This is a genomic window from Corynebacterium sp. HMSC28B08 (genome assembly GCF_001806865.1).
GTDB lineage: Bacteria > Actinomycetota > Actinomycetes > Mycobacteriales > Mycobacteriaceae > Corynebacterium > Corynebacterium auriscanis.
In genome coordinates, this window is record NZ_KV786167.1 from 1 (window position 1) to 25,111 (window position 25,111).

Here is a 25,111-nt window from a genome sequence, read left to right on the forward strand (position 1 = left end):
ACTGACTACCAACCGTACCGGACGTGAGGCGGGTAGCACAACCCCAATACACACAACACCTAAACGTCACCGTGACGAAATACGGCGTACATATCCCGAGGGGGCAACACGGGATAAGGAACCACCACCGAGGCCACCAAAACCACTAGTCACATGGAGGCCACTACCAACAACCGACAACACCCAGGGGGGACAATGGGCAAAGTAAACACCATCACGAAACCGCGAGGAACAACGAACGCTTCACTAACGGAAACGCTCGACCAACTCACAGCATGGATTAACCGCTACAGTGTGCACCTCACACACCATGAGGCGCGTGTCATGACGCTATGGGCCGCGCACACATGGGTTGCCACTAGTTTCTATGTCACCCCGCGCCTGATCTTCTCTAGCGCCACCCCACAATCCGGGAAAACACGGCAGTTGGAATTACTCGAAAACGTGACCTACGCGCCCCGGCGAACGGAGAACACTACCCCAGCGGTACTGTTCCGAAGCATCGAACGAGGCTACAGCAACGGGGCACCACCAACGATCCTGTTCGATGAAACCGATGCCATGTTTAACGGAAAGGGGGACGGGAAACAGGAAGAGCTAAGAGGTTTAGTTAATTCCGGCTACAAGAAAGGCGGAAAGGTAGATAGGTGTGTTGGTGACGGCAACGAGATCAAAACGTTCCGAACCTACGCGCCGGTAGCGTTAGCTGGTATCGCCGGGAACATGCCGGATACCATCACAACCCGCGCTATCACTGTCGAAATGAGGAAACGGAAACCGGGTGAGCTGATCGCCCCCTTTCAGATACGCACCGCAGAAAACGAGGCGACACGGTTCAAAGAGTTTTTCGAACAATGGTCAGCATCTGATGAACTAAGGGACTACCTCGCCTCATGCGAACCGGAGCTACCGAATGGGGTTGAGGATAGGCCAGCCGAAATCTGGGCACCGCTTGTAGCTATCGCAGATATGGCTGGGAGTAAGTGGGGAACATACGCCCGTGAAGCGTGTGTGTACTTTGTGACCAAGCCGGGTATGGAGGAGCTGCCTAAGGGTGTGCAACTACTCGAAGATATCCGCGCAGTGATGGACGGTAGGGAGTTCATAAGTTCCCGTGATCTGTGTGACGGGCTGAACGCTCTAGAGGATGGGCAGTGGCAGAGCTTAGGCCGCGACGGTATCACACCCTCGTACCTTTCCAGGATGCTACGCCCGTTCGCAGTGAAGCCTGTTGTTCGCCGCGAAGGCTTGAAAACGGTGCGAGGTTACAGCATCTTCCCCACTTCCCAAGACGGCGGCGGACAGGTGGGGTTGAAGGACGCTTGGGAGCGACACCTTGCACCCCTTATCTCAGATACCCGAAACAGCCGAAACACCTGTAACACTGCTGGTCAGAGTGTTGCGGTTGACGGCGAAAATGTAACACTACCCGAAACCGCACCCGAAACAAACACAGTCCCGAGTGACTATGATCTGGAAATCCTCGCCAAAATGACCCCCGGCGATGCGATCAACTACCGAGAGCTGGCGACACAGATCGACCAAAACGAACACGAGGTACACGAAGCCTTAGAGCGCCTCGCTGAATCTAAGTGCGTCACCACGCCAAACCACAAGCTCTACACGCGCAACTAGCGCGCACCCTATCCCCACGGCACAACGCCCTGGGGATTCTCTACGCGCAAAAACAACGATCAAAGGAAAAGCAACCATGAACAAAGCACCCGCAGATCGCTACCTCGAAGTGAAAGATGCAGCCCACTACCTCAGCGTGTCTGAGAAAACTATCCGCAGGTGGATCGCCGCGCAGCAACTCACGGCCTACCGGAACACCCGAGGGCGGATGATCCGCATTAAAAAAAGCGACCTCGACCAGATTCTGACACCCACCAACGCAGTGAGGCGCGCGGGCTAGGCTCCCAACCCCAACGAGTGAGGCAGGACGGAAATCTGCCTCACCTACCCCGTCGAACCACGGAAACGCGGCGGGGTTTACTCATGCGACAACAAAGAAAAGGACAAACAACAATGCCCACCAAACAAGACCACAAAAAGGGGCGCTGACTAATGAACAACAACGTCAACACCACTTCCGACTACATCACCGCACACCTTGGGTCTTTCCAGCAGATCGAAAACGAACTCGGGAAAAAGTTCACCCATGACCAGCGGGTGGAGATCGCGCAGCTCGCAATGGGCGGCATGAACTTCTACGAAGCGTTCGACCAGGTGACCGGGTTAACCGCAGAACTCACCCCAGCAGACGAAGAGGGGAACGAAGACCTTGTTGTTCTCCGTGACTATCGCGGGGAATTGATTGTGAAAACCACGCGCGGATTTATTGACGATGGGTTTTTTGTTAAAACATCCCGGGATAGCACCCCCTATATCGAAGCGACGGAAGAATGGTTGTCCGATATTGACGGCATTTACAGCATCACCGAATGGATGTGACAGAAAAAGAAGCCATGAACCAATTAAAGGATAACCACTGGACGAAAATTGAATCCTCATCTTTGAACGGCGAAAGCCGGAGGATCACTCTAAAGCTAGCGAACGAGCCAGGCTTTATTTTCATGGCATCAGCGCCTATGCAGCTTTTGAGCGAAAGTACGGCGATTGAACTGGCTAACACGCTTGTAGACCTAGTGGAGGGGATGGACGGCAGGTGACTCTACCGGGTTTTGGGGGTGTTTACAGGGTGGCGGGTGCTCGCGCGTGGTGATGCGCACCATAAAACGCGCCAGAAGCCCACCTGACGGGCGGAAACGGGTTAGGCGACCAATAAGCCTACCCAAGAGCACACAAAGCCTGAGAATGGCTCACAGGGAGTTCCCAAAGAAAAAAAAGGGGGTGAAAACATGCACACAACGATTATCAAACTTAACCGACAGAAAACGGTTAAGCCGCGAACACCAACAGTCCGCGTAGAACCATCAGAGAAAGAACCCGGCGGGGTTTTCCTCAAAGTGCCGAAATCCGGTTTCGCAATTCTCAACAAAGAGCAAGCGAAAGAACTCGCAGACGTTATCCAAGACTACCTAAAACCAACAATCTAAGGAGAACAAAACATGACCACAGGATTCCCAAGCGACCTCATTGACGAACCAGAAATGACCCCAGAAGAAGCAAAGAAAATCCTCGAAGACCACGGCAAAGAACACGAAGAAAAACTACGGAAACAAGCCGAGAAAACCGCCCGCGAAGCGGAAAAGAACAACCGGAAACGGCGGGCTAAAGAATGGGCCGAAGAACTAATGGGGCGCGGTAAGCGTAACGCCTTCAACCCAAGTGAAGACCGCGCACACGTCGAAGAATGGGCGAACGCTCTCATTGCAACCGAACACCCAGGCCGTCGCTAAAACAACCTGAACACCGAAACAAGGAGAACAAACACATGAACAACCCTATCGACTTCCACAATGGAATCCACAACCTCAACCCAGACACCATATTCACGGACGTGTGGGGTGTGGAACTATCCCCAACCGAAGAACACACACACCTCACAACCCGGATCGAAGCGCTAACAGGGGCAATCGGCCACGTTGCGGAAACGATCGACATTGAACACATCCTAGACACAGCGGAGGGGGAAGACCTAGCGAACCAGCTACGAGAAGCGGTAAGCCACAACATGACCTCCAACGCTGTAGCTAACCACCTCCACCAACGCCGCGCGGAGCTAGCGACTGCGGAGCGCGCAGAACCGCGAAAGCTGTACAACTACGCGCACCGGGTAAACCAGCTACCGATCCAAAAAACCGTTGACGCGTTCACCAAAGCCGCTAACGCGCTAGGCAGCGATGCCTACGACATGAACACCGCGCTAGCGCGCGACGTGAAACAACTACAGGCCCTCGTGGAGACAGGTAAGAAACTCGCAACACTACGCCGCCTAGTGCCCGGCCGATCACTCCCAGCAATCGGGCGCGGTATGAGCAACCACATATTCATGTCCGTGTACGCCGAGTTCGACGAACCGGAAACCCTAACCTACGCGGTAGTGCATGGTAAAAAAACCATCACCTCACAAGACAAGGAACAGCGATACCACAATCTACTAAAAGAAATCGGCGATAACGGCAACTCCAACCCCTCACTGACGCTGATCAAACTAGCGCAAGGCGAATACCCCGGCGTGAAACTATCCCCAGCGCTAGACACCGACACGCTACTGCAGCGTTTCCACTGGTACGACCGCGTGGGGCAAATCAAACAAGCGGCACACGCACCCACCCAGCGCCGCGACGAGGGAATTCTCGAACCCGTAATAGACACGGGGGAAAGGCCTGTCCTCAAGACAATAAAAGTACCCGGGCGGTAAAAACACCCACCGGGAACAGGGCAAAAACATGCCCTGACCTGCGGTTTGTCACAATTTAATTTGCTGGCAGACCGCTAAGCCCCTCTCAAGGCCTGAACTGTCCCCATGTATAGAACCTTACAGGGGGCAGTAACAGGCGCTCAGACGGGCTCACAGGCCACCAAAAGACGACACACACGCATGAGGAATAAAAAACCCAGACCTGTACAGAGGGGTAGCGCCTTTGCCTTCGGGGGCTTCGGCTGGGCTGGTTTCACCTTACCCCCCCCCTGGGTGTTTTTGTGTGGTTGGTGTGGACTTTTTGTGGACTATTTTTGGTTTGGTGTGGTTTTGGTGGCTGTGACCTGCGGTGTTGTTGGTTTTGGCTAAACCCCTCTACTTCCGCCAAATTCGCACTTCGTGCCTCCCACCCAGCCACGTTGCTAGGGTGGGCGCCATGAACCCTTCAAACGCGAACCCCAATCTCAACCCCAACAGCAACCCCGGTTCCGGCAACAGCGGCGGCACGAATCCCCCCACGAATAGCGCCGCCGGCGGCACCCAGGCCCTCGGGATCGTGCAGACGAATCCGGACGAGGCGGCGTCCTTGGAATGGAAAGCAATCGATAAGCCCCAGCCAGCCACCGGCGAAGCACTGGTGCGCGTGCGCTTCGCCGGCGTGAACCGCGCCGATACCCTGCAAGCGCAAGGCCACTACCCACCACCACAGGGAGTCACCGACGTGATGGGCCTAGAGGTCACCGGTGTGATCGAGGATCCGAACGGCGCGACCAAACCCGATGGCACCCCGTGGGAAAAAGGCGAACACGTGGCTGCGCTCCTCAGCGGCGGCGGTTACGCCACGCACGTTGTGGTCCCCCACGGCCAACTATTGCCCATCCCCGACGGCTTTAGCTTGGCCGAAGCCGCCAGCATCATCGAAGTTGCCTGCACCGTATGGTCGAACCTCACCGATGTGGCCGGCATGAAGGCCGGCGATCGCGTTCTGCTGCACGGCGGCGGTGGTGGCATCGGCACATTCGCCACCCAATATGCCACCGCCATCGGTGCGGACGTTGCCGTAACAGCAGGCAGCCAGGCAAAACTGGACGTCTGCAAGCGCTACGGAGCTACCACCTTGATCAACTACAAAGAGCAGGACTTCGCCGAGGAGCTCAAGCCACTCGGCGGGGCAGACATTATCCTCGACATCATCGGTGCAAAGTACCTCGACAGCAACGTCAAGGCGCTAGCCAAGGACGGGCGCCTCGTGATCATCGGCATGCAAGGCGGTGTGAAGGGTGAACTGAACATTGGCCGCCTGCTCAGCAAACGCGGCAGCATCCACGCCACCGGTCTGCGCTACCGCGATATCCCAGATAAAGCCCGCATCGTCGCCGGTACGCAACGCGATATCTGGCCCCTCCTGGCAAACGGCACAATCACCCACCACATCGATCGCACAATGCCCGTGGAAAAAGCTGCCGAGGCGCACAAGGCGCTACTCAACGGGGAGGTCACCGGCAAGATTGTGCTGGAAGTGGGGTAAGACCTGCGCTCGTCCCGCTACCGCAAGCTCGCCACCGCGCGCACCAAGTGATCCACATCATGGATTGTGTTGTGCGGCGCTAGGCCCACCACCACAGCACCACCCAGCGTGGCGTCTTCGAACACTCCCATCCGGCTGAACAGCTCGGACTCCCCCGGACTTACCACGCCGGTGACGATTCCGCTGGCCAAAAGTCGCTCTTCCACCACCGGTGCCGGCACCCCGTCAACCATAAACGCGAAACGTGGCACACGATCCACCGCGTCAAACGATCCGTGCGCGCCGTGTTCCCCCTCGTCGTTGACCACATCGCCATCCACACCGATCACATGCACAGTGCCAAGGGATTGCAGCCCCTCTACCGCCCGGCGCGCCAGTCCGTTCAAATGCGCGCTGAGCTGCGGTAGGCCGCCTCTTATCCGACGCCGCCGTGTTCCTCGCACCCCATCATCCAGTGCGGCCAAATGATCCACGGCCTCGGGCACAGCCCCCAACAAGCCCTCAGAAACCCCACCGATTTCTAGAACTTCACGGGCTTCCTCCAGGGAAGGCCCATGCACCACATCCTTAGCCTTGAAGTGTGGCACCAGGCTACGCAACGTCTGCCTATCCCGAAAAACCAAAGCACCCACACCGGGCCCGCCCAAACTGCATACATCTAGCGCCACGACATCCGCCCCCAACTCGTCCAGCACAACAGGACGGTAGGGAGCGTAAGAATTCACATCCACGACCAGTAGCGCATTGCTCTTCGCCCGCACCGTTTCCGCAATGGCATGCACGTTGGTCACGGTACCCACCAAGCGATTAGCGGCCGAAAGCGCTACCACGGTTGTCTGCGCACCGATCAACTCCGTGAACTGCCAGGCCGGTAAAGCCCCGGTGCCCAAATCAGCTTCCGCCCAGCGCACCTTGGCACCGTACAGATCGGCGGCGCGCTTCCATGGGCTAATGTTCGCGGGATCGTCAATGCGAGACAGCACCACTTCCTCACCCAACCGCAGCCGACGGGACAACGCGGTGGCCAAGTTATCTAACAAGCTGGCCCGCGAGGCACCCACAATCACACATTCCTTCCGAGCCCCGGTGAGGTCGGCAATGGCGGTGCGCGCGGCGTCGATAAAAGATTCCCCAACCCGACGGCCCAACTTCGGTTGGCGAGAGTGCTGCCCCGCACCGGCCTCCTGTGTCTCCAGCAAAGGAGCAATGCGGAAGCTGCGAGCAGCGGCGGCCGACACTCGCTCCGGGATCTGCGGGAAATCCTGGGCGTTAAGGTAGATCCAACCGTCCGCAAGGGAGGAATAGAGCCCGCGAACTCGCGGAGTATCAAACACAGGTAGCACCTTTCGTGAAAGCTCTCGCCTTATGATGTGACTGATATTAGCGAGCCTTATCTTACGGGTCGATTGTGTGAATTTGATGTGCGCCTCTACCAGCACCGATGCTCGAGGAGTGAGGGGTGGGCGCCCGGGGCAGGTGATAGCGAGCACGCGGGACGGCCCACCGAACGGCGTGGGCTGTTAAACAATGCCAGCGGTCGCGAGTACATTAAATGCACTAGTAATGATGGGATACCCATTGAATAGCCACCGCACATACGCGCGTGTTTTTAAGACGATTTGACGACGATTAGATAAGGCACTGGTTAAGTAGATGACGGTTAACCCCCAGTCGCAATCTTCCAGCGCGGCACTGCACGCGGATATACAGCGCATGACTGCCGCCACCGAGTCGCACAACATCCCCGCGTCCAAGTCCCAAACGCTCCGCGCCGCGTGGCGCGACCTGGCTCGGGGATTCACCCAACGCGAACTATGGTTGGCGCTGGGTTGGCAGGACATCAAGCAGCGCTACCGTCGCTCGACCCTGGGCCCACTGTGGATCACCATCGCAACCGCAGTCATGGCGGTGGCACTGGGGTTGCTGTATTCCCTGCTATTCCAACAAGACTTGGCGCGTTTCTTGCCCCACGTGGCGGTGGGACTGATTCTGTGGAGCTTCATCGCCGGCTGCATTAAAGAAGGCGCAGAAGTCTTCATCGATAATGAAGGCCTCATCAAACAACTGCCCTCGGCCCTGTCGGTGCACGTATACCGGCTAGTGTGGAAGCAATTCCTGTTCATGTGCCACAACTTGGTGATCTGGCTGGCCTTGCTGGCAATCTTCCGCATCCCGGTAGGGTGGAACGTCTTGCTGACAATCCCGGCCATGTTCTTGCTGGTTGTTAACGGTATTTGGGTGTCCATGTTCTTCGGCATTATCGCCACTCGCTTCCGCGATGTGGCACCGTTGCTGGAATCACTGGTTCAGCTGGCTTTCTATATGACGCCCATCGTGTGGACCACCGCCACCCTCAAGGAGCAGGGCGGGGCTGTCGCAGAACGCGCCAAGATTGCCGAGATTAACCCGCTGTACCACTACCTAGAAATTGTCCGTGGGCCGATGATCCATGAACCCGTGGCAGCATACAGCTGGTGGGTTGTGCTGGGCTTTACAGCTGTTGGACTCATCGCAACCTTGCTGGTGATGCGCCAATGGCGCTTCCGCGTGGCGTACTGGGTTTAAGGAAAGGACTTCAACGATGGTCAGCATTGATACCTACGGCGCCTGCGTGGATTTCCCCATCTTCGACGCACGATCGCGGTCCATGAAGCAGACGTTCCTGGGGGCGGCGGGTGGCGCTATTGGGCGCAATGCCTCCAACACCGTCATGGTGGAGGCTCTGAAAGACGTGAACCTGCACTTGGAGGAAGGCGACCGCGTGGGTTTGGTCGGGCATAATGGCGCCGGTAAATCCACGCTGCTGCGCCTGCTCTCTGGAATCTACGAGCCCACTCGTGGCTCCGCTGTGGTGCGCGGGCGAGTGGCACCCGTTTTCGACCTCGGCGTGGGCATGGACCCGGAGATCAGTGGGTACGAGAACATCGTGATCCGCGGGTTGTTCCTAGGCCAAACACGCAAAGCCATGCACCGCAAGATGGACGAAATCGCCGAGTTCAGCGAGTTGGGTGAATACCTGTCCATGCCCCTGCGCACTTATTCCACGGGTATGCGCATCCGTTTGGCGCTCGGTGTGGTCACTAGCATCGATCCGGAGATCCTGCTGCTGGACGAGGGCATCGGTGCCGTGGACGCGGCCTTCATGGCCAAGGCCCGTAAGAAGCTCACGGAAATGGTGGAACGCTCCGGCATCCTGGTTTTCGCTTCTCACTCCAACGAGTTCCTCGCGCAGTTGTGCAACAGCGCACTATGGATCAACCACGGTGAAATTCTGCAGGCCGGCCCGGTAGCAGATGTGGTAGAAGCCTACGAAGGCCCCGATGCGGGGGAACACGTGCGCCGGGTGCTCCAGGAGCTCGGGCGCGCCTAGCCCACACGGCGTACAGTCGATCGTGATGAAAAGCGCACAGAACCCATCCGAACCAACTGCATCACAGGCCTTCAACTCTAAAGTGTGGTTGCAGCATTACACCGAGGGCACTGCCCCCACCATTGACGGTCTCAATGACCGTGGCGAAACGTTAGTAGAAGTCTTCTGGAATGCAGTCTCCGACTTCGGCGACCGCCGGGCATTTAACTTTTTCGGCAAATCAACGTCCTACGAGGAGTATGGCGTCGAGGTAAAAAAGGCTGCCGGGGCGCTGCTGAAGCTTGGTGTGAAGCGTGGCGAGCACGTGGCGATCCTGCTGCCGAACTGTCCTCAGGCACTGGTGGCTTTCTATGCGATCCTCTCCATCGGTGCTGTGCCCGTTTTACACAACCCGCTGTACACCGCGGCAGAGCTGGAACACCCCTTCAACGATCACGCAGCTCGCGTGGCAATCGTCTGGAACAAGATCAATCCAACGATGGAAAAGCTGAAACAGACCACCCCGTTGGAAAAGGTGGTGGCCGTGGACATGCTGCTGGCGATGCCGAAGCTGAAGCGCATGGCACTGAAACTGCCGATTGGGCCGCTGAAAGCCGCCCGCGAAAAGCTCACGAACCCCGCGCCCACGGCGACGTCCTGGGAGGAATTCCTAGCTAGTGGCCGGCGCCGCGCGAAGTCGTTTGCACCCGTTTCTATCGACGCCCAAGAGCCCGCCCTCGTGCTATATACCTCTGGCACCACCGGTAAACCCAAGGGCGCTGTGCTCAGCCATGCCAACCTAGTTTCAAACTTGGTTATGGGCGTGGCCTGGGTCCCGGATCTGGGTAAGGGAGCAAAACCGGAGGTGATGCTGGCCGCGCTGCCGATTTTCCACGCATACGGGCTGACCATGAACATCACGCTGGCGCCTTACACCGGGTCTGAACTGGTGCTGTTGCCGGCACCGGAGATGCCGTTAGTGATGCAGGCGGTCAAGAAGCATCACCCCACGTGGCTGCCAGGTGTCCCGACCTTGTACGAAAAGATCATGGATACCGCCGAGGAAAAGGGCGTATCCCTCAAGGGCATCCGTAATTCCTTCTCCGGCGCCTCCGCCCTACCCGCCGCGACTGTGCGGCGCTGGGAGGACCTGACCGGCGGCGCGATTGTGGAAGGCTACGGCCTGACGGAAACCAGCCCCATCATCTTGGGTAATCCCGTAGGCAAGGGGCGCGAAGGCTACATCGGCGTACCATTCCCCAGCACCGAGGTGCGTATCGCCAACCCGGATAATCCAGCCGAAACGCAGCCGGATGGCGAGGCCGGAGAACTGCTGGCACGCGGACCACAAGTATTCAAGGGCTACTTGAACCGCCCCGATGCCACCGCTGAGTCCTTTGAGGGCGAATGGTTCCGCACCGGCGACATGGCCGTAATGGAATCCGATGGATACGTACGCATCGCATCCCGAATCAAAGAAATGATCATCACCGGCGGATTTAATGTGTACCCTGCCGAGGTAGAAGAAGTTCTGGAACAACACCCAGATATCGAAAAGGCCTGCGTGGTTGGCTTGCCGCGAACCGACGGCAGCGAAACTGTGACGGCGGCCCTAGTCCTGGCCGATGGGGCCAAAGTGGATATGGAAGGCTTCCGCGCCTTCGCCAAGGAGCGCTTGACCAGTTACAAAGTCCCACGGGCGTACTATGCCTTCGACGAGCTCCCCGCGGATCAGATGGGCAAAATTCGCCGGCGTGAGGTGCGAGACCTGGTGCAGAGCCAAGCGGACAAGTAAGCCCCGCGCGGCGGCGGGCGTGCCATAAGCCGCTAGAGGCGGGTGGCAGCAATAGGCGACAGTGGCGGGCAGCAAAAGCAGACACGCAACCGCACCAGCAGCGCCACAGCTTGTGCACCGGACCGCTATGGCACACTAATAACCATGTCATTGAGCCGTACTGATTCCATCGTCGCTGTCATCGTGACCCACAACCGGGTCGAGCTGTTGGAAGCCTCCTTGAAAATGGTCGCTGGGCAGCGCGCGTTGCCTGCTGGGGGCAATGATGGGGAGCAGCGGGGGGCGTCGGGAAGAGAAGAAAACCCCCGCACGCCGCAGCTCCAGCACATTGTGGTTGTAGATAACGGCGCCGATCAACGGGTGAAAGCGCTGGTCGAGGACGTGTGCGGCGAGCGCGGAGTGTACCTGCCGTCGCACACGAACTTAGGCGGCGCAGGTGGTTTCGCATACGGGTTTTTGACCGCCCTGGCGCTGGGCGCGGATGCAATCTGGTGCGCCGACGACGATGGCCGCCCCGCCGATCCCCACGTCCTGGCCACTCTTCAGCAGGTGGCGGAGCGTGAGGGGCTGGATGAAATCTCGCCGGTCGTATGCAACATTGACGATCCGGGCCGCTTGGCGTTTCCACTGCGTCAGGGTTTGGTGTGGCGACGCCGCCTCGATGAACTCGAAGGCGATTTCCTGCCAGGGATCGCGAGCTTGTTCAACGGCGCGCTGATTAGTGCCACCGCGATGGAAGTCATCGGCGTGCCGGACTATCGCCTGTTTATTCGTGGTGACGAGGTGGAGTACCACCGGCGCTTAGTGCGATCCGGGTTGAAGTTCGGCACCTGTTTACGCACGTCGTATGTGCATCCGGATGGGTCTGAGGAGTTCAAACCGATCCTGGGCGGGAAGATGCATACGCAGTACCCGGATAACGAGTTCAAGCGGTTCTTTACCTATCGCAACCGTGGGTACGTGATGAGCCAGCCGGGGATGCGCAAGCTGCTGCCGCAGGAGTATGCGCGATTTGCGTGGTTCTTCCTGGTGCAGAAGCGGGATGTGAAGGGCTTCCGCGAGTGGTTGAAGCTGCACGCGATGGGACGGAGGGAGCAGTTCCGGCGGCCGGGGAAGTAGTGGCTGAGCTAAACCACTGGTCGCTCGCCCGTGACCTCGTCCATTTCTTCCTCACGCACGCGGAAAATAATAAAGCGCTGGATGAGGAAATTCAGGATCGTGGCCGCACCCTGGGCAATGACGAAACTGAATACGCGCACCCAGAATTCGTTGAGGCCAAAGCCCTCCAACCACGGGATGCCAACCTTGTACAGGCCGATCTGCACCAGGTACGTCAACCCATAAGTGATCATGGTGATCACAAAGCGCCGCTTTGATGGGGCGGCATTGAAGGTCCACCGGCGGTTAATGAGATACGCAGTGAGCGTGCCGAGGATGAAGCCAATGGTCTTCGAGAGGTTATCGGACATCCCGAATGCGAAGCGGAAAAACAGGGTAGATCCCAAGTCCACAATCGCAGAAAATCCACCGACCAAGATGAAGCGGAACAGGGAGGATTCCCAGATTTTCTGGGTAGCGAGACTCTTCCGCTCAGCCGCAGTGAGGTTATCTGCCATTAGGCCTGGCCTTTCTGGTTGGTCTGAGGTTCCCGGTTGCTGAGCGCAGCGTTGCCACCGTGTGCTGGAGTTTCGTTTGCTACGTTTCCGCCCGATGCGGCGCTATCGGTTGCGGCGCCGTCTACCGCAGCACCGGTCGTGGCAGTCCCGGTCGTCCCAACATCGGTCGTGTCAGCACCGGTCGTTTCCGCCCCGCCCGATGCAGCCCCATGTAATAAGGCTCCGTCAGTGACCCGAGGTTCTATGGTGCGGACGATCTTCTCCGGTTCGCTCCTATTGGAGCCACGGAACGTCCAAAGCTTGTTGAAGAGGAAGTTCGCAGGCACAGCAACCATCACGCCGATGAAGTTGCCCCAGTACGAAGGAGTTCGCAATCCCGATGAGGAATCGAAGATGTCGCGCGGCAGCGCCAAGGGAGACTCCACGTTAATCACCAAGGTGGCTACCGCCAGCGTGATCAACAGGCCGAAAACACCCACCGCCATGAATTGTGGCAACTGCTTCCACCACGCACGTTTCTTCGAGTCCTTGAACGTCCAGCGCCGGTTCAGCATGAAGTTCCAAATGTTGGCAATCACGAACGCAATCACACTAAACACGTGGTACCAGCGCATGTGGAACTGCGAACCCAGCAGGTTTACAAACGGATCCTCCACCCCGATGTGCCACGCCCCATCGAACAGCTTGCGTGCCACCACAAACACTGCCTGGTTGACGACGAACCCGCTGGCGCCCACGATACCGAATTGCATGAATTGGCCAAACAGTTTGCGCTTGCCCCCGCGCGCAGGTTCGGCGGTACCGGTCTGCGCCGTGGTTCCATGTTCGGCCACGCTGATCTGCGTTGCGGTCGCGGTAGCATCTTTTTTCATACCGACGCCACGCTCCTCCACGTTCGCGTCCTCCGTAGTCGGTCGCACTGTTTTCCTTCGCCGGGCTGGGGTTTAGTAATCGAAGTTGGTCGACTGACTAGATTACGCCGGCGCAGTCAGAATCAATAACGGACGCGCCCCAGATTCAAAGAATCGAGTTCTCTACCTGGGGAATGTTGGATTGAGGCCCACTAATCCAACACGGTTTCGTCACAGTTGAGGAAGTGTGACAGATTCGCGCTTTTTAGCGCTGCAGAATGTAGCGGTACATTTCCAACCGCTCCACGATAGAGCGCCGTGGCACCAAAAGTGCACAGGCCTCATTCGGATCAACCTCGCCGTTTATCGCACTGTCGGCTGAAGCAGTCGGGCCCCACGAATCCGCGCCCGCCGTGGCCAGGATCTTGATCGTGGGGCGCGCCAACGATTGGATTTCATCGTCCGAGAGATACCCCCGCTCCCCGTAAGCGGACTCCTCCTTGCCGCTAGCTCTGACCGCGTAAATATCTGCCGAACCGCGCGCCCCCGCAGACTTGGACTCCGCCTTCCGACGTTCCTTCGCACGCGCCAGCGCTATCATGAACGACTCGCTGGTTTCCGCCACGACATCTTCGGAGCCCAACGTCGACAGCGCTATGATCCGCGCCCACGCCGCGGCTCGGGCCTTCGGGGATTTCTCCACAGGCAGGTCCGCAAGGTATTCCGCCACCTGCTCATCCACGATCGCCGGGCGATCCAAATCCAGTGCCTGTAGCAGCGGAATAAATTGAAACAACTGATACTTCTTGAGCAACTGCGCCAATTCGGGCTTAAGGTTCGCCAGCACGTTTTCCACCGGATCTTCACCGGCTAACTCCACATTCACACATTCAATGTCCACGTCCTTCGCGGGGTAGCCCACTTGTTCGGTGGACACTGGGGCGAGCTCCACCCCCTCGGCCTCCTCATCGGGGATAAAATCCGCCCCCAACAGCAGCGCATCGGGGTGGTCCGAGGTGGCGTCGGAATCAAAAAAGCCCGCGTAGCTGGGCCATTCGTCAACCGATTCCCCCGCAGCGGGGATGGGCACGCCCCGGGGCACGGAGCTGGCCACGGTGAACGTGAATGCGGCATCCCCGACCTTCAAAACCGCGCCCGATCCGACCGCGAGGGCTTCCCCGATCTCCGTGCCAGGGGAATGCGCCGTGCGAGAGTACACTCGCAACACCCCATCCCGGCGCGCCCGCAACGACCAGTTGGTGACCAAAGGCTTGGTGGGCACCAGGGCATCCACGGTGGAGGGCCATTGGAAGCTCACCAGGATAGCTTCGGCAAGCTCGGCCACACTGGCAGTGCTGGTCACGCTGATCAAACGCGAAAAATACCCCACCCCGCGCTGGGCGTATTCAACAACGGCCAACAGATTTTCCTCCGCACCCTGGACGGCAGCCGAGACCGAGGATTGCGACAGGTGGGACGGCGCATCCGCGACCGAACGCACTCCCGGGAAGGCAACGATGCGCGCAGATTGAGTGGAAGAGCCGGCCGAAAACCGCCTACTCCCCTCTGCCCCATGCACATTCGTTGCAACCATGGCACTTAGCGTAATGGCGCGCCCTTGGGTTCGCTGTGCAACGGATTCGCCTGCCCCAGCCGACGCGCCCGCAGCTTATCGAACGCATTCCATAGGATCAGCCATTCGCGCAGGCCACGGGCGGTGGCGAGGGCATCCCGGACGACTGGGGGAAGCTCTGGGTTGGGGTCCTGGGTCGTGGCGGGCTGGGTCGTGGGGTCCTGGGTCGTGGCGGGCTGGGTCGTGGCGGGCTGGGCGGCATCAGCATCAGCGGCTGGAGTCTCGGCCGCATCCCCCTGCCCCGCCGCCGCGATGAACTTTGAGAGTTCAGGCACCTCACCCCACGCCGGTTGGCGCTTGCCGGGCGCCTCCTGCGCGAAATCCTTCCGCGCCTGCTCAAACTCTTGATGGGTTGCGGCCGTGGTGGCGTCGGTATCAATCAACAAAACATCCTGGCCCAGCAACTTCTGGAACGGCGCCCGCGGTGTGCCCGGCGCCAACAGCACCGGAAAACGCAGCAGGGTGCGCAGCATCGCCAGAGGATCCTCGCGGTCCGCGATCCACTCCGCCTGCGCCGCAAAACCCGTGATCCCCTCCGGCGTGACCACCCAAGCACCCGAAAAATCGCCGCGCTGCACGGCCGGGTCGGTCTCCACCTGCCACACGGCCACGGTGGCGTGCGCGAGGTCCAACTGTCCTCCACCACTGGTTTCCTTTTCACCCGACGCCGCCACGACCATTATCGGGTCATACCTCGGCCCATTGGGCGCTGGTGCCTCCACTGATTCGGACTGCGTGTAGTCCGCGGCATCAGCGGTAGCCTCGGCGACGGTGGCTGGAGTGTCGGTGGCCGAAGTGCCCGCTTCGTCAGTTGCCCGGGTGCCCGCTTCATCAGTTGCCCGGGTGCTTGCCGCGTCGGTGGCTGGACTGCCTGCAGTGTTGGTGCTGGAATTGCCTGCCGTGTCAGTGGTTTCGGCTTTGGTTTCCCGTGAATCTGCCTGTTGTTGGGACATGTCTGCCATCGTAGTCAGTGGGTCAGACAGAGTGACGGCCCGCAGGCTATCGTTGATTGACATTTCATACAGCACCTCAGGCAGCATCTTGTCGATACCAGGAAGCGGCGGGCCCGCAGACTATCGTTGATTGACATGGCGATCTTCGACATTTTCTCCAAGAAACAGCGCAGCCAGGAAGAACAAGACCAACGCGCCGAGCCCGTACAAGTGGGCGGGGTGGGGCAAAACTCCTCATACGAAGCCTCCCACCGCACTACCTTGCCGCTCAACGAATTCATGACCCGCCTGATGGCGCAGGAACTCCCAATTCTTGATAGCACCAGCCGCCAGCGCGTCAACGATATTCTGCGGGAATACAACGGGCCGGAAATCACCAGCGTGGAGGAGCTTCCCGGGGAAATCCGCGACATTATGGAGCTGTACTAGGCCCCCAGATCAGCTGTACTGAGCCGCCGGATCAGCTGTACTGGTTCCCCGGATCAGCTGTCCAAGGGTTTGGGCCCCGGCTCGCCTCCCCCGCGATGTCCGGCCCGCCTACTAAAGTGGAAACCATGACTTTGCAGACCAGCACGAAGACCCTCACCGGTTGGGGGCGCACCGCGCCTTCCACCGCGGAAGTTCTATCCACCCCGGATATCGACGTGATTGCCAAAGCGGTCGCGCAAGTCGCGGATTCAAACGCGGATAAGCCTTCCCACCTGCAACGTGGTGTGATCGCGCGTGGCATGGGCCGCAGCTATGGCGATCCCGCGATGAACGGTGGCGGTCTTGTCATCGACATGCAGGCCCTCAATAAGATCCACAACATTGACCCAGACACGGCCGTGGTCGATGTCGATGCGGGCGTCACCCTAGACCAGTTGATGAAGGCCGCGCTGCCCTACGGCTTGTGGGTTCCCGTGTTGCCAGGTACGCGCCAAGTGACGATCGGTGGTGCGATTGGGCCGGATATTCACGGCAAAAACCACCACTCCGCGGGTTCTTTCGGTAACCACGTAAAGTCCATGGAGCTGCTGGTTGCCGACGGTCGCGTGCTTCACCTCGAGCCCGAGGGCAGCCCAGATGATCCCAATGGTGAGCTGTTCTGGGCCACCGTGGGCGGCATGGGCCTGACCGGCATCGTCCTGCGCGCGCAGATCAACATGACGCGCACGGAGACCGCGTACTTCATCGCCGATGGCGATATGACCCACACGTTGGACGAGACCATCGAATTTCACTCCGATGGGTCCGAGCACAATTACACATACTCCTCCGCGTGGTTCGATGCGATTTCCCCTGCGCCGAAGCTCGGCCGTGCCGCGATTTCTCGCGGTTCCCTGGCCACTCTGGATCAGCTGAAGGAACTGTCCCCAAAGCTGGCGAAAAACCCCCTGAAGTTCAACGCACCGCAGTTGATGACGGTGCCGGACATCTTCCCGAACTTCACCATGAACAAACTGTCGATGGTTGCGATTGGCGAACTGTGGTGGTTGAAGTCCGGTGAATACCGCAACCAGGTGCAAAACCTCACCCAGTTCTACCAACCACTCGATTTGATCGGTGAATGGAACCGTGGCTACGGATCCAAGGGCTTCTTGCAGTACCAGTTCGTGGTTCCTACCGAGGCTGTGGAGCCGTTCAAGCAGATCATCCGCGATATTCAAAAGTCGGGTCACTACTCTGCACTGAACGTGTTCAAGCTGTTCGGCGAAGGAAACCGCGCGCCGCTGAGCTACCCGATGCCGGGTTGGAACGTGTGTGTGGACTTCCCCATTAAGCCGGGCTTGGGCAAATTCTTGGATGACTTGGACCGCCGCGTGATGGAATTCGGTGGCCGGTTGTACTTGGCAAAGGAATCCCGCACGTCCGCGGAGAACTTCCACAAGATGTACCCGGGCTTGCCCGGTTGGTTGGAAACCCGTCGCAACATCGACCCCACCGGTGTGTTCGCCTCCGATATGTCGCGCCGCTTGGAGCTCTAGGGCGCTGGGGCTCTTAGAGCTTTTTCGCACGCTCGTATTCAATACTCGAATTTCTTTCGCACGCTCGTAATTACATCTCAAAGGAGAACCTCAACCATGATCGACGCAGTGGGCAAACCCCAAAGCATCCTGCTACTCGGCGGCGCCTCGGATATGGGCCTAGCCGTTGTCGAGGAATTCCTCACCCGCGGTTCCGCCCGCGTCGTGCTCGCCGCCCGTGGTGGCGAAGACCTCGCCCAAGCTAAACAGCGCATGAACACCGCCGGCGCCTCCGAGGTCACCACGGTAGAGTTCGATGCCCTCGACTTCGACTCCCACCCCGCCGTGTTCGACAAAATCTGGGCCGATGGCGACATCGACATCGCCATCGTGGCATTCGGCCTGCTGGGTGATAACGAGCAGCAGTGGCAGAACCAAAAGTTGGCTGTGCAGGCCGTGCAGGTCAACTACACCGGTGCCGTCAGCGTGGGCGTGCTGCTTGCCGAGCACATGAAGAAGCAAGGCCACGGCCAAATCGTGGCGTTCTCCTCCGTCGCGGGTGAGATGGTTCGCCGCTCCAACTTCGTCTACGGCTCCGCGAAGGCCGGGCTGGATGGCTTCTACCGCATGCTGGGCGAGGCCCTTCGCGATACCGGCGTGCGAGTTCTGACCGTGCGGCCGGGTCAGGCCCGTACCAACATGACCAAGGATTTGGACGACGCCCCGCTGACCGTGGACAAGGAAGCCGTCGCACGCGCGATTGCCAAGGGAGTGGATAACCGCAAGACGGTCATCTGGGTTCACCCACTATTCCGCCCGATCATGCTGGTGCTCAAGCACCTGCCACTGCCGATTTTGCGCAAGCTGCCGATCTAACCCGCCCGCGCTGGCGCGGATCCCCAGGCACGCGCAGCTCGGCCACGCGCAGCAACTCATCCAACCCGTTCGATCATGCTGGCGCGGATCCCCGAGCACGCGGAGCTCGGCCACGCGCAGTAGCTGATGCGCTCGGTGCCCGGTGCACACAACTTCCTAGCTCACCCACACTGACCCGCAGTTTCTTTCCCAACTGCGGGTTTTCGCGACCTTGGGGGAAACTGTCCGGAACCGTATTAGAACTTCACCGGCGCCCCATAGGGTACTCGGAAAGTGCTGGACGGGGTGGCGTCGTAAAGAAAAGGCGACTTACTGTAGCCAAACGTTGTTCAACAGGACAACGACGAGCCGCACTCACGAAGAAAGGTTTTGAAAAGCATGAAGATCCGTCGCACTGTCGCCACCGCAGTAATCACGGGCCTGTCCGCCGCCAGCCTGAACGGGGTAGCCACCGCAGCTCCAACGCCGGCCCCTGCCGCGCAAAATGCGCCAGCCACCGCCGACGAACCGGCTGCAACGACCGATGCTGAAGAGCCAGGAAAGGAAGAGCCAGGAAAGACCAAGAAACCCGGCGAAACGAAGAAGCCCGGCGAGCCGAACGAGGTTGTGGGCTCCATCGCGGACCTGCTGGCGTACCTCCCCGGTTTGCTGCCAGGCGATAGTGAGGCGGCGGGCTCCGCTGAAGGTGCAGAGCTGCCCCAAGATCTCGAGCAGTTGGCGGGTTCGGCATCGGAGCTGTTGAGTTCGGGCGAGTCCACCGTCACTCCCGAGCCTTCCGCGGGTAAGGGTGAGGCCGATGCTGCGACGAGCACCGCCCCAAGTGAGGGTGAGGCCGATGCTGCGGACGCGACCGGACAAGCCAAGAAGCCCGATGCTGCGACGAGTACCGCTCCAAGTGAGGACGCGGATGAAGATTCTGCGCTAGGTACGGACGGCGCCGACAAGCCTGAAGGAGCTGAGCGCGCGGGTGCCCAAGGCGCGGCGAACGGCGGCGGTACGGCAGGCGCAGCGAACACCGAAGGCGCCAAGGATGCTGACAAGGTCACAGTTCCCGCAACTGATACCAAGCCTGTCTCGGGCGACGCCAAGGCTGCCGCCGAACGCGTGATTGAGGAGCAGGAGACGAAGGCCGGGCACGACCTGGTAGAAGTGAACTTTGTGGATGATAAGACCGCTTTCATCTCCTTGGCCGAGTCCTTCGACCAGCAGGCAGATGCGGATGCTCTCAAGGAAATCGCGCAAGCACTGCACGATAACGGCTTCACCGTCACCGCGGAGCGCAACGCCAAGTAGTGCAAGGTGTGATGCTGGCACCAAGCAACTTATCCGCCCGAAGGAGGGGCGAGGCCGGGGGATGAAGGTGGGGTGGGGATGGGAGCGGGGATGGGATGAAGGTCGCCCAGGCGCGAAAAGCAGAACGAAACGACCGAAACACGCGCCGCCCCCACCTCAAGGTCAGCGAAGCAGAATGAAACGACCAAAGCACACCCCGAAACGCACATCTCATTCTGCAACATCGACATGCACACTTCCCCAAGGCCACCTCATGCGCCCCCATGTGCGAAAAGCAGAATGAAACGACCAAAACACCCGCCGCCCCCACCTCAAAGTCAGCGAAGCAGAATGAAACGACCGAAAAACCCGCCACAACGCGCATCTCACTCTGCTTCACGAACACATGCCGAATAAGCAGAACGAAACACACCCCAACCGCACATCTCATTCTGCAACATCGACATGCACACCTCCCCAAGGCCACCCCAGTCGCCCCCATGCGCGAAAAGCAGAATGAAACGACCAAAACACCCGCCACAACACACCGTCACAGAACCGGCCCGCCGCGGCAGATCATCACAGTACGGCCCGCCCCAGCGCAAGATCGAGGTGCACGGAAGCGCCGGAACCAGGAGCAAGAAGTGGAGCAAACGAAGTGATGGAAAAGTGGCCCCAAGTGGACTTCACGTACAGATGAAACCGTTGATCTAAAAAGAAAAGGAGGCCCGCCTCCGGCGGGCTCCTGTTCCACGGCGCGGCGTGAAGCCGCGCCGGAGGAGTCAGCGCCCAGTCCGGTGCGAAGTGGAGGCCGATTCCGGGCCCCACTGCGCAGGGGTTTAAAAGGAGTCCGGAATCCAAGAAAAAGAGCGTTGCCACGAAGGATCCTGGTGCAACGGTGGTGCCACACCACCCAACCCCGGCCAAACCAGAACAGTGTGGCGCCCCGCCGCGTCACCCCGCTATTCCAACCCGTAACCCAGCCACACCCAACCGCTCAGCCACACAGCCACACCGCCCCGCCGCGTCACCCCGCTATTCCGCCCCGTGACTAACCGTGTGCGGCTCATGGTGCCGCACATCAATCCGCACTATCAACGTGAAAACGAACAGCACAACGGAAGCCACCGCGGCCACCATAAACGCAATATGGATGCCACTTTCCAGCACGTCCGCGGCGGGCTTCCCCGGATCAGACTTCGCCGCCACGCCCGCCCCCACAGTCATCAGCGCAATGAAAACCGCGGTACCCGCACCGCCCGCCACCTGCTGCAACGTGTTGAGGATAGCCTGCCCGTGCGAGGCGATCTCGTCACGCACAGCCGCCAGCGCGTTAGACATCAGCGGTGTGAACAGCAGCGCCAGCCCCAAGTGCAGCACCAGGGACAGGACAATCAGCTGCACTTGGTAGCTCAGATGGTCATCGCTGATCCACCCGAACAACGCATGCGTTTGCCGGAACAGCGCCAGCCCCAGCAGGGAAACCGCCAACAGGAAAGACCCCGGAATGATGAGCGGCCGAGCCCCCTTCGAATCGTATAACCGCCCCACCATGGGCCCCATCAACCCCATCAACAAGCCGCCCGGCAAAGTCACCAGACCGGTCGCGACCTGGGACAATCCTAGGACCTGCTGCGCGAAGATCGGCATGAGGATAATGAAACCAAAAAGCATGAAGAAGCTGAACAACATCATCGTCATGCTGACCGTGTACTCCCGCACACCCAGCGGTTCCAGATTAAGAAGCGGTTCCCGGGACGATTCCTGGTTGCGGAATTCGCGGCCGAGGAGCGCTTGGCGTCGGAAAAAGAAAAACAGCCCCACCAAACCCAACAGCAACCAAAGTAACCGACCGACCGGCAGCCCCTCCGCGAGCTGGGAAAACCCCGCCAATCCATACAACGTGGCCGAAAAGCCCAGCGCCGCCAACAGCACCGACGGCACATCCAGGTAGGGCTTGGTTGGCTCTTCGAAGTTTTTCACCAAAGCCACACCGACGCCCAGCGCCACCAGCACCAACGGAATCATGAGGCCAAAGATCCACCGCCAGCTAAGTGTTTGCAAAACGATGCCCGAGAAGGTGGGGCCCAATGCCGGGGCCACCGCGATGACGACGGTGACGTAACCGAGGACGGAACCGCGACGTTCGACGGGGATGAGGCGCATGATGGTTGTCATCAATAACGGGATGACCAGAGCAGTTCCCGTGGCCTGAATGATGCGGGCCACAAGAAGGATGGGGAAGATCGGCGCGAATGTGGCTAGGACCGTGCCCGCCAGAAAAGCGACGAGCGCGGCGATGTAGATAGCGCGCAACGTGAAGCGCTGCATGATGTAGCCCGTCATGGGGATGACAGTGGCCATGGTCAACATAAATGACGAGGTCAACCATTGCGCGGTGTCCGCGCTGACCTCGAAGGTGCTCATGAGCGCAGGCAGTGCGACCGCCAAGGTGGTCTCGTTGAGAATTACCACAAAAGCAGCGGCGACCAGCACGCCGATGAGGAGCGTGGAGTTAGTTTTCGGGGCGGTAGTCATATACTAAGCCGTTCAATTGGAAAGGAAACTAGGAAAGAGAACAAGGATAGCTTAGCTATGGATGCGACCCTAATACTGGAAGTGCTGCGAACACGCCGCCTCGCGCCCAGCCCCAAGGCTGTCCTAGCTGTGGCCAGCCCGAGCCGCTGGTCTTCGGCAGCGCCACGGGCGTTCGACTCCCTTGCCAGTAGCCGTCCTGGGCCTAGTCGCCGGCGTCCTGTTCTTTGCCGTCCCGCCCCTCCGTGAGTTCGTTGTTCCCACCCGCGCTCAACTGCCGGTTCGCAGAATCCTTCGTGTCAGACTTGCCAGCGCCCAGCTCCGCACGAATCTGGTCAAGGCGCGAGGTTGCCTTCACGTCGTGGCCAGCTGCGGAAATTTCCTGCATCCGCCCCTGAACAGAACCTTCAACAAGCTCCTGAGATCCCAGGGCATTGGCGTAGCGCTGTTCGATCTTCTCGCGCACACCATCGAGCGTTGGAACGCTGTCATCAGCTTGGATTCCCTGCATTTCTTGCATAGAACGGGACGTCATTTCCTGCATCTTCGCCTGATCTGCCTGGCTACGCAGCTGGTTGATCTGGGCAAGCTGCTCTTCCAAGCGCGCAGCGGATTGTTTCTGCTGCTGTTCTGCCTGCTTCGCGGCTTCCACGGCACCCGCGTGCAGCTGCTTGGTCTCCTCGAACTGCTGCTCCACGGAAACCAGCTGGGAAGCGAAGACCTCCGCGGTGTTATTCAACTCCTGCGCTTTAGCCTGGTTACCTTCACCCGCAGCCTTATCCGCCTGCTGCAGAGCCATGCGCGCGTTATCCTGCAACTTCGCAATATCTTGCTGCAGGCGATGAAGCTTCATCTCCAGCTGGTTGCGGTTACCAATGACGGCAGCTGCCCGCTCAGTAATCTCCTGATGTTGCCGCTTAGAAGCCTCCGTGGCCTGCTGAATCTGCACATGGGGATCCGCGTTTTCTTCAATCTTTGTATCCATCGATTGCATCAGATACTTCCAACCTTTGGAAAACGGATTAGCCATGAGGATCACTCCCAGTAGTTGTGCGGTCAATTCGGCGGTGTTTGCGTTTCGTTCTGGCCACATTGTGTTGTCCCCACGCCCGATAAACAGGGCATAAGGACCCAATTTGTCTCGGGGCCAAACACTACTGACGTCTATGGTACGGCGATTGCCGCCGTCGTGCGGGCCTTACGCACGCGCAGCCCACCTGACCCCAACCCAGCGACCCCGGGCTGTGCCGCTCAACGGAAACGAACCGCTCGACCCAAAAACCCCAACCCAGCAACCCCGGGCCGTGCGCTACAGACCTGCCTTTCCCATCCGGCGTACAGTCGGAGGCTATGGACGTTGCTTGCTATACCGCGCCCGCTGCTGGCGCACCCATGGAAAAAGGAACCATCACCCGGCGCGATCTGCGCGCAGACGATTGCCTATTGGAAATTCGCTGGGCGGGAATCTGCCACAGTGATATCCATACCGTTAACGGCGATTGGCCCCATGAGAACTTCCCCATGACCCCCGGCCACGAGATCATCGGAACTATCCGCGAGGTGGGTCCTGCGGTGACCAAATTCAGTGTTGGCGATGTTGTTGGCATCGGCTGCATTGTCGATTCCTGCGGTGACTGCTCGGCGTGCAACGAAGGCGATGAAAACTACTGTGAGAATGGTTCCACCGGAACCTACAACGGTGTCGATCGCCATGATGGCTCGATCACCCAGGGTGGCTACTCCACCCACATTGTGTGTCGCGAGGACTTCCTGATTAAGATCCCGGCGGCCTTCGCGGACCTCGACGATCCCGCTGCAGCGGCTGCCACCCCACTATTGTGCGCTGGCATTACCACGTACTCCCCACTGAAGCACTGGGGTGTGGGCCCTGGCCAACGCGTTGGTGTGGTTGGAATGGGTGGATTGGGCCACGTGGCCGTAAAGATCGCCAAGGCCATGGGCGCCGAGGTCACTGTATTTAGCCACTCCCTATCCAAACAAGCAGATGGCAAGAGATTCGGCGCCTCTGATTATGTAGCTACTGCGGAGGAGGACTTCTACAAGCCCCACCGCAACAGCCTAGATCTCATCATCAATACGGTCTCTGCTCCGATGCCCGTCGAACCCTTTATGCAGATGCTCCGCCGCAACGGCACGATGGTGATGTTAGGTCTTCCCCCCGGAAAAGATGCAGCTTGGCGCAGGCCAACTTGTCGGTGGCCGCAAGTCCCTAGCCGGTTCAATGATCGGCGGCATTGCCGAAACCCAAGAGATGATGGATTTCTGCGCCGAGCACGGCATTACGGCCGAGGCCGAATTGATCGCTGCCGATCAGATCAACGAGGCCTATGAGCGCGTGTTGGCGTCGGATGTCCGCTACCGCTTTGTGATCGACGCGAAAACCTTCTAACCCTGCCCACCCCCCTGCCG

General features: G+C 59.3%; 22 protein-coding genes and 1 pseudogene. 16 read left to right on the forward strand and 7 right to left on the reverse strand.

Features of this window, described 5'->3' with window-relative positions:
- Positions 1 to 324: 324 nt before the first annotated feature.
- From HMPREF3098_RS05840 to HMPREF3098_RS05875, 7 genes are all read left to right on the forward strand, one after another.
- Entirely contained in the window at positions 325 to 1,635 is a 1,311-nt protein-coding gene (locus HMPREF3098_RS05840) for a DUF3631 domain-containing protein (protein ID WP_168155996.1), read from the forward strand.
- Between the two features lie 76 nt (positions 1,636 to 1,711).
- Positions 1,712 to 1,915 (forward strand): helix-turn-helix domain-containing protein, encoded by a 204-nt coding sequence (locus HMPREF3098_RS05845; RefSeq protein ID WP_070434368.1) that lies wholly within the window; start codon positions 1,712 to 1,714, stop codon positions 1,913 to 1,915.
- Between the two features lie 152 nt (positions 1,916 to 2,067).
- Positions 2,068 to 2,454 (forward strand): hypothetical protein, encoded by a 387-nt coding sequence (locus tag HMPREF3098_RS05850; protein ID WP_070434369.1) that lies wholly within the window; start codon positions 2,068 to 2,070, stop codon positions 2,452 to 2,454.
- A complete protein-coding gene (locus HMPREF3098_RS05855) occupies positions 2,445 to 2,672 on the forward strand; it encodes a hypothetical protein (protein ID WP_070434370.1) in 228 nt (75 codons plus the stop codon). Before HMPREF3098_RS05850 ends, HMPREF3098_RS05855 begins: the two co-directional genes overlap by 10 nt.
- A gap of 399 nt (positions 2,673 to 3,071) precedes the next feature.
- The gene (locus HMPREF3098_RS05865; RefSeq protein WP_070434372.1) at positions 3,072 to 3,362 is read left to right on the forward strand and encodes a hypothetical protein; all 291 of its coding nucleotides are present in this window, start codon (positions 3,072 to 3,074) and stop codon (positions 3,360 to 3,362) included.
- Positions 3,363 to 3,397: 35 nt separating this feature from the next.
- Positions 3,398 to 4,327 carry a hypothetical protein gene (locus tag HMPREF3098_RS05870; RefSeq protein WP_070434373.1) on the forward strand — a complete coding sequence of 310 codons (930 nt, stop codon included), beginning with the start codon at positions 3,398 to 3,400 and terminating at the stop codon, positions 4,325 to 4,327.
- A 436-nt stretch (positions 4,328 to 4,763) separates the two neighbouring features.
- Positions 4,764 to 5,855: an NAD(P)H-quinone oxidoreductase gene (locus HMPREF3098_RS05875; RefSeq protein ID WP_083284182.1), complete on the forward strand. Its 1,092-nt coding sequence runs from the start codon at positions 4,764 to 4,766 to the stop codon at positions 5,853 to 5,855.
- Positions 5,856 to 5,872: 17 nt separating this feature from the next.
- Here HMPREF3098_RS05875 and HMPREF3098_RS05880 read toward each other — a convergent pair whose 3' ends face one another.
- A complete protein-coding gene (locus HMPREF3098_RS05880) occupies positions 5,873 to 7,189 on the reverse strand; it encodes an aminotransferase class V-fold PLP-dependent enzyme (protein ID WP_168155997.1) in 1,317 nt (438 codons plus the stop codon).
- A 319-nt stretch (positions 7,190 to 7,508) separates the two neighbouring features.
- Here HMPREF3098_RS05880 and HMPREF3098_RS05885 point away from each other — a divergent pair, with 319 nt between their 5' ends.
- From HMPREF3098_RS05885 to HMPREF3098_RS05900, 4 genes are all read left to right on the forward strand, one after another.
- Positions 7,509 to 8,420: a galactan export ABC transporter permease subunit Wzm/RfbD gene (locus tag HMPREF3098_RS05885; RefSeq protein ID WP_070434374.1), complete on the forward strand. Its 912-nt coding sequence runs from the start codon at positions 7,509 to 7,511 to the stop codon at positions 8,418 to 8,420.
- Positions 8,421 to 8,436: 16 nt separating this feature from the next.
- The gene (locus HMPREF3098_RS05890; protein WP_035116072.1) at positions 8,437 to 9,225 is read left to right on the forward strand and encodes a galactan export ABC transporter ATP-binding subunit Wzt/RfbE; all 789 of its coding nucleotides are present in this window, start codon (positions 8,437 to 8,439) and stop codon (positions 9,223 to 9,225) included.
- A 25-nt stretch (positions 9,226 to 9,250) separates the two neighbouring features.
- Positions 9,251 to 10,999, forward strand: a complete 1,749-nt coding sequence (locus HMPREF3098_RS05895; protein ID WP_070434375.1) for a long-chain-fatty-acid--CoA ligase — start codon at positions 9,251 to 9,253, stop codon at positions 10,997 to 10,999.
- Positions 11,000 to 11,143: 144 nt separating this feature from the next.
- A complete protein-coding gene (locus HMPREF3098_RS05900; protein WP_035116075.1) occupies positions 11,144 to 12,118 on the forward strand; it encodes a galactofuranosyltransferase GlfT1 in 975 nt (324 codons plus the stop codon).
- An 8-nt stretch (positions 12,119 to 12,126) separates the two neighbouring features.
- Here HMPREF3098_RS05900 and HMPREF3098_RS05905 read toward each other — a convergent pair whose 3' ends face one another.
- The 4 genes from HMPREF3098_RS05905 to HMPREF3098_RS11300 form a co-directional block, all read right to left on the reverse strand.
- Positions 12,127 to 12,615 carry a GtrA family protein gene (locus HMPREF3098_RS05905; RefSeq protein ID WP_070434376.1) on the reverse strand — a complete coding sequence of 163 codons (489 nt, stop codon included), beginning with the start codon at positions 12,613 to 12,615 and terminating at the stop codon, positions 12,127 to 12,129.
- Positions 12,615 to 13,535, reverse strand: a complete 921-nt coding sequence (locus HMPREF3098_RS12070) for a GtrA family protein (RefSeq protein ID WP_371440960.1) — start codon at positions 13,533 to 13,535, stop codon at positions 12,615 to 12,617. Before HMPREF3098_RS12070 ends, HMPREF3098_RS05905 begins: the two co-directional genes overlap by 1 nt.
- A 196-nt stretch (positions 13,536 to 13,731) precedes the next feature.
- Entirely contained in the window at positions 13,732 to 15,060 is a 1,329-nt protein-coding gene (locus HMPREF3098_RS05915) for a hypothetical protein (RefSeq protein WP_070434377.1), read from the reverse strand.
- 5 nt (positions 15,061 to 15,065) lie between these two features.
- Positions 15,066 to 16,115 carry a RodZ family helix-turn-helix domain-containing protein gene (locus HMPREF3098_RS11300; protein ID WP_141739685.1) on the reverse strand — a complete coding sequence of 350 codons (1,050 nt, stop codon included), beginning with the start codon at positions 16,113 to 16,115 and terminating at the stop codon, positions 15,066 to 15,068.
- Between the two features lie 72 nt (positions 16,116 to 16,187).
- Here HMPREF3098_RS11300 and HMPREF3098_RS05925 point away from each other — a divergent pair, with 72 nt between their 5' ends.
- From HMPREF3098_RS05925 to HMPREF3098_RS05940, 4 genes are all read left to right on the forward strand, one after another.
- Entirely contained in the window at positions 16,188 to 16,481 is a 294-nt protein-coding gene (locus HMPREF3098_RS05925; RefSeq protein ID WP_052095206.1) for a hypothetical protein, read from the forward strand.
- A 125-nt stretch (positions 16,482 to 16,606) separates the two neighbouring features.
- Complete coding sequence (locus HMPREF3098_RS05930; RefSeq protein WP_070434379.1) at positions 16,607 to 18,019, forward strand: decaprenylphosphoryl-beta-D-ribose oxidase; 1,413 nt, start codon at positions 16,607 to 16,609, stop codon at positions 18,017 to 18,019.
- A 96-nt stretch (positions 18,020 to 18,115) separates the two neighbouring features.
- Positions 18,116 to 18,874, forward strand: a complete 759-nt coding sequence (locus HMPREF3098_RS05935; RefSeq protein WP_070434380.1) for a decaprenylphospho-beta-D-erythro-pentofuranosid-2-ulose 2-reductase — start codon at positions 18,116 to 18,118, stop codon at positions 18,872 to 18,874.
- A gap of 378 nt (positions 18,875 to 19,252) precedes the next feature.
- Positions 19,253 to 20,167, forward strand: a complete 915-nt coding sequence (locus tag HMPREF3098_RS05940; protein WP_070434381.1) for a prolipoprotein diacylglyceryl transferase — start codon at positions 19,253 to 19,255, stop codon at positions 20,165 to 20,167.
- 1,014 nt (positions 20,168 to 21,181) lie between these two features.
- Here HMPREF3098_RS05940 and HMPREF3098_RS05950 read toward each other — a convergent pair.
- On the reverse strand, positions 21,182 to 22,684 hold the full coding sequence (locus tag HMPREF3098_RS05950) for an MFS transporter (RefSeq protein WP_210385946.1): 1,503 nt from the start codon (positions 22,682 to 22,684) through the stop codon (positions 21,182 to 21,184).
- Between the two features lie 202 nt (positions 22,685 to 22,886).
- Positions 22,887 to 23,711, reverse strand: a complete 825-nt coding sequence (locus HMPREF3098_RS05955; RefSeq protein WP_070434461.1) for a PspA/IM30 family protein — start codon at positions 23,709 to 23,711, stop codon at positions 22,887 to 22,889.
- Between the two features lie 320 nt (positions 23,712 to 24,031).
- On the opposite strand from HMPREF3098_RS05955, the pseudogene HMPREF3098_RS05960 reads away from it, so the two are divergent.
- A pseudogene (locus HMPREF3098_RS05960) lies at positions 24,032 to 25,091 on the forward strand (NAD(P)-dependent alcohol dehydrogenase).
- The last annotated feature ends 20 nt before the right edge of the window (positions 25,092 to 25,111 follow it).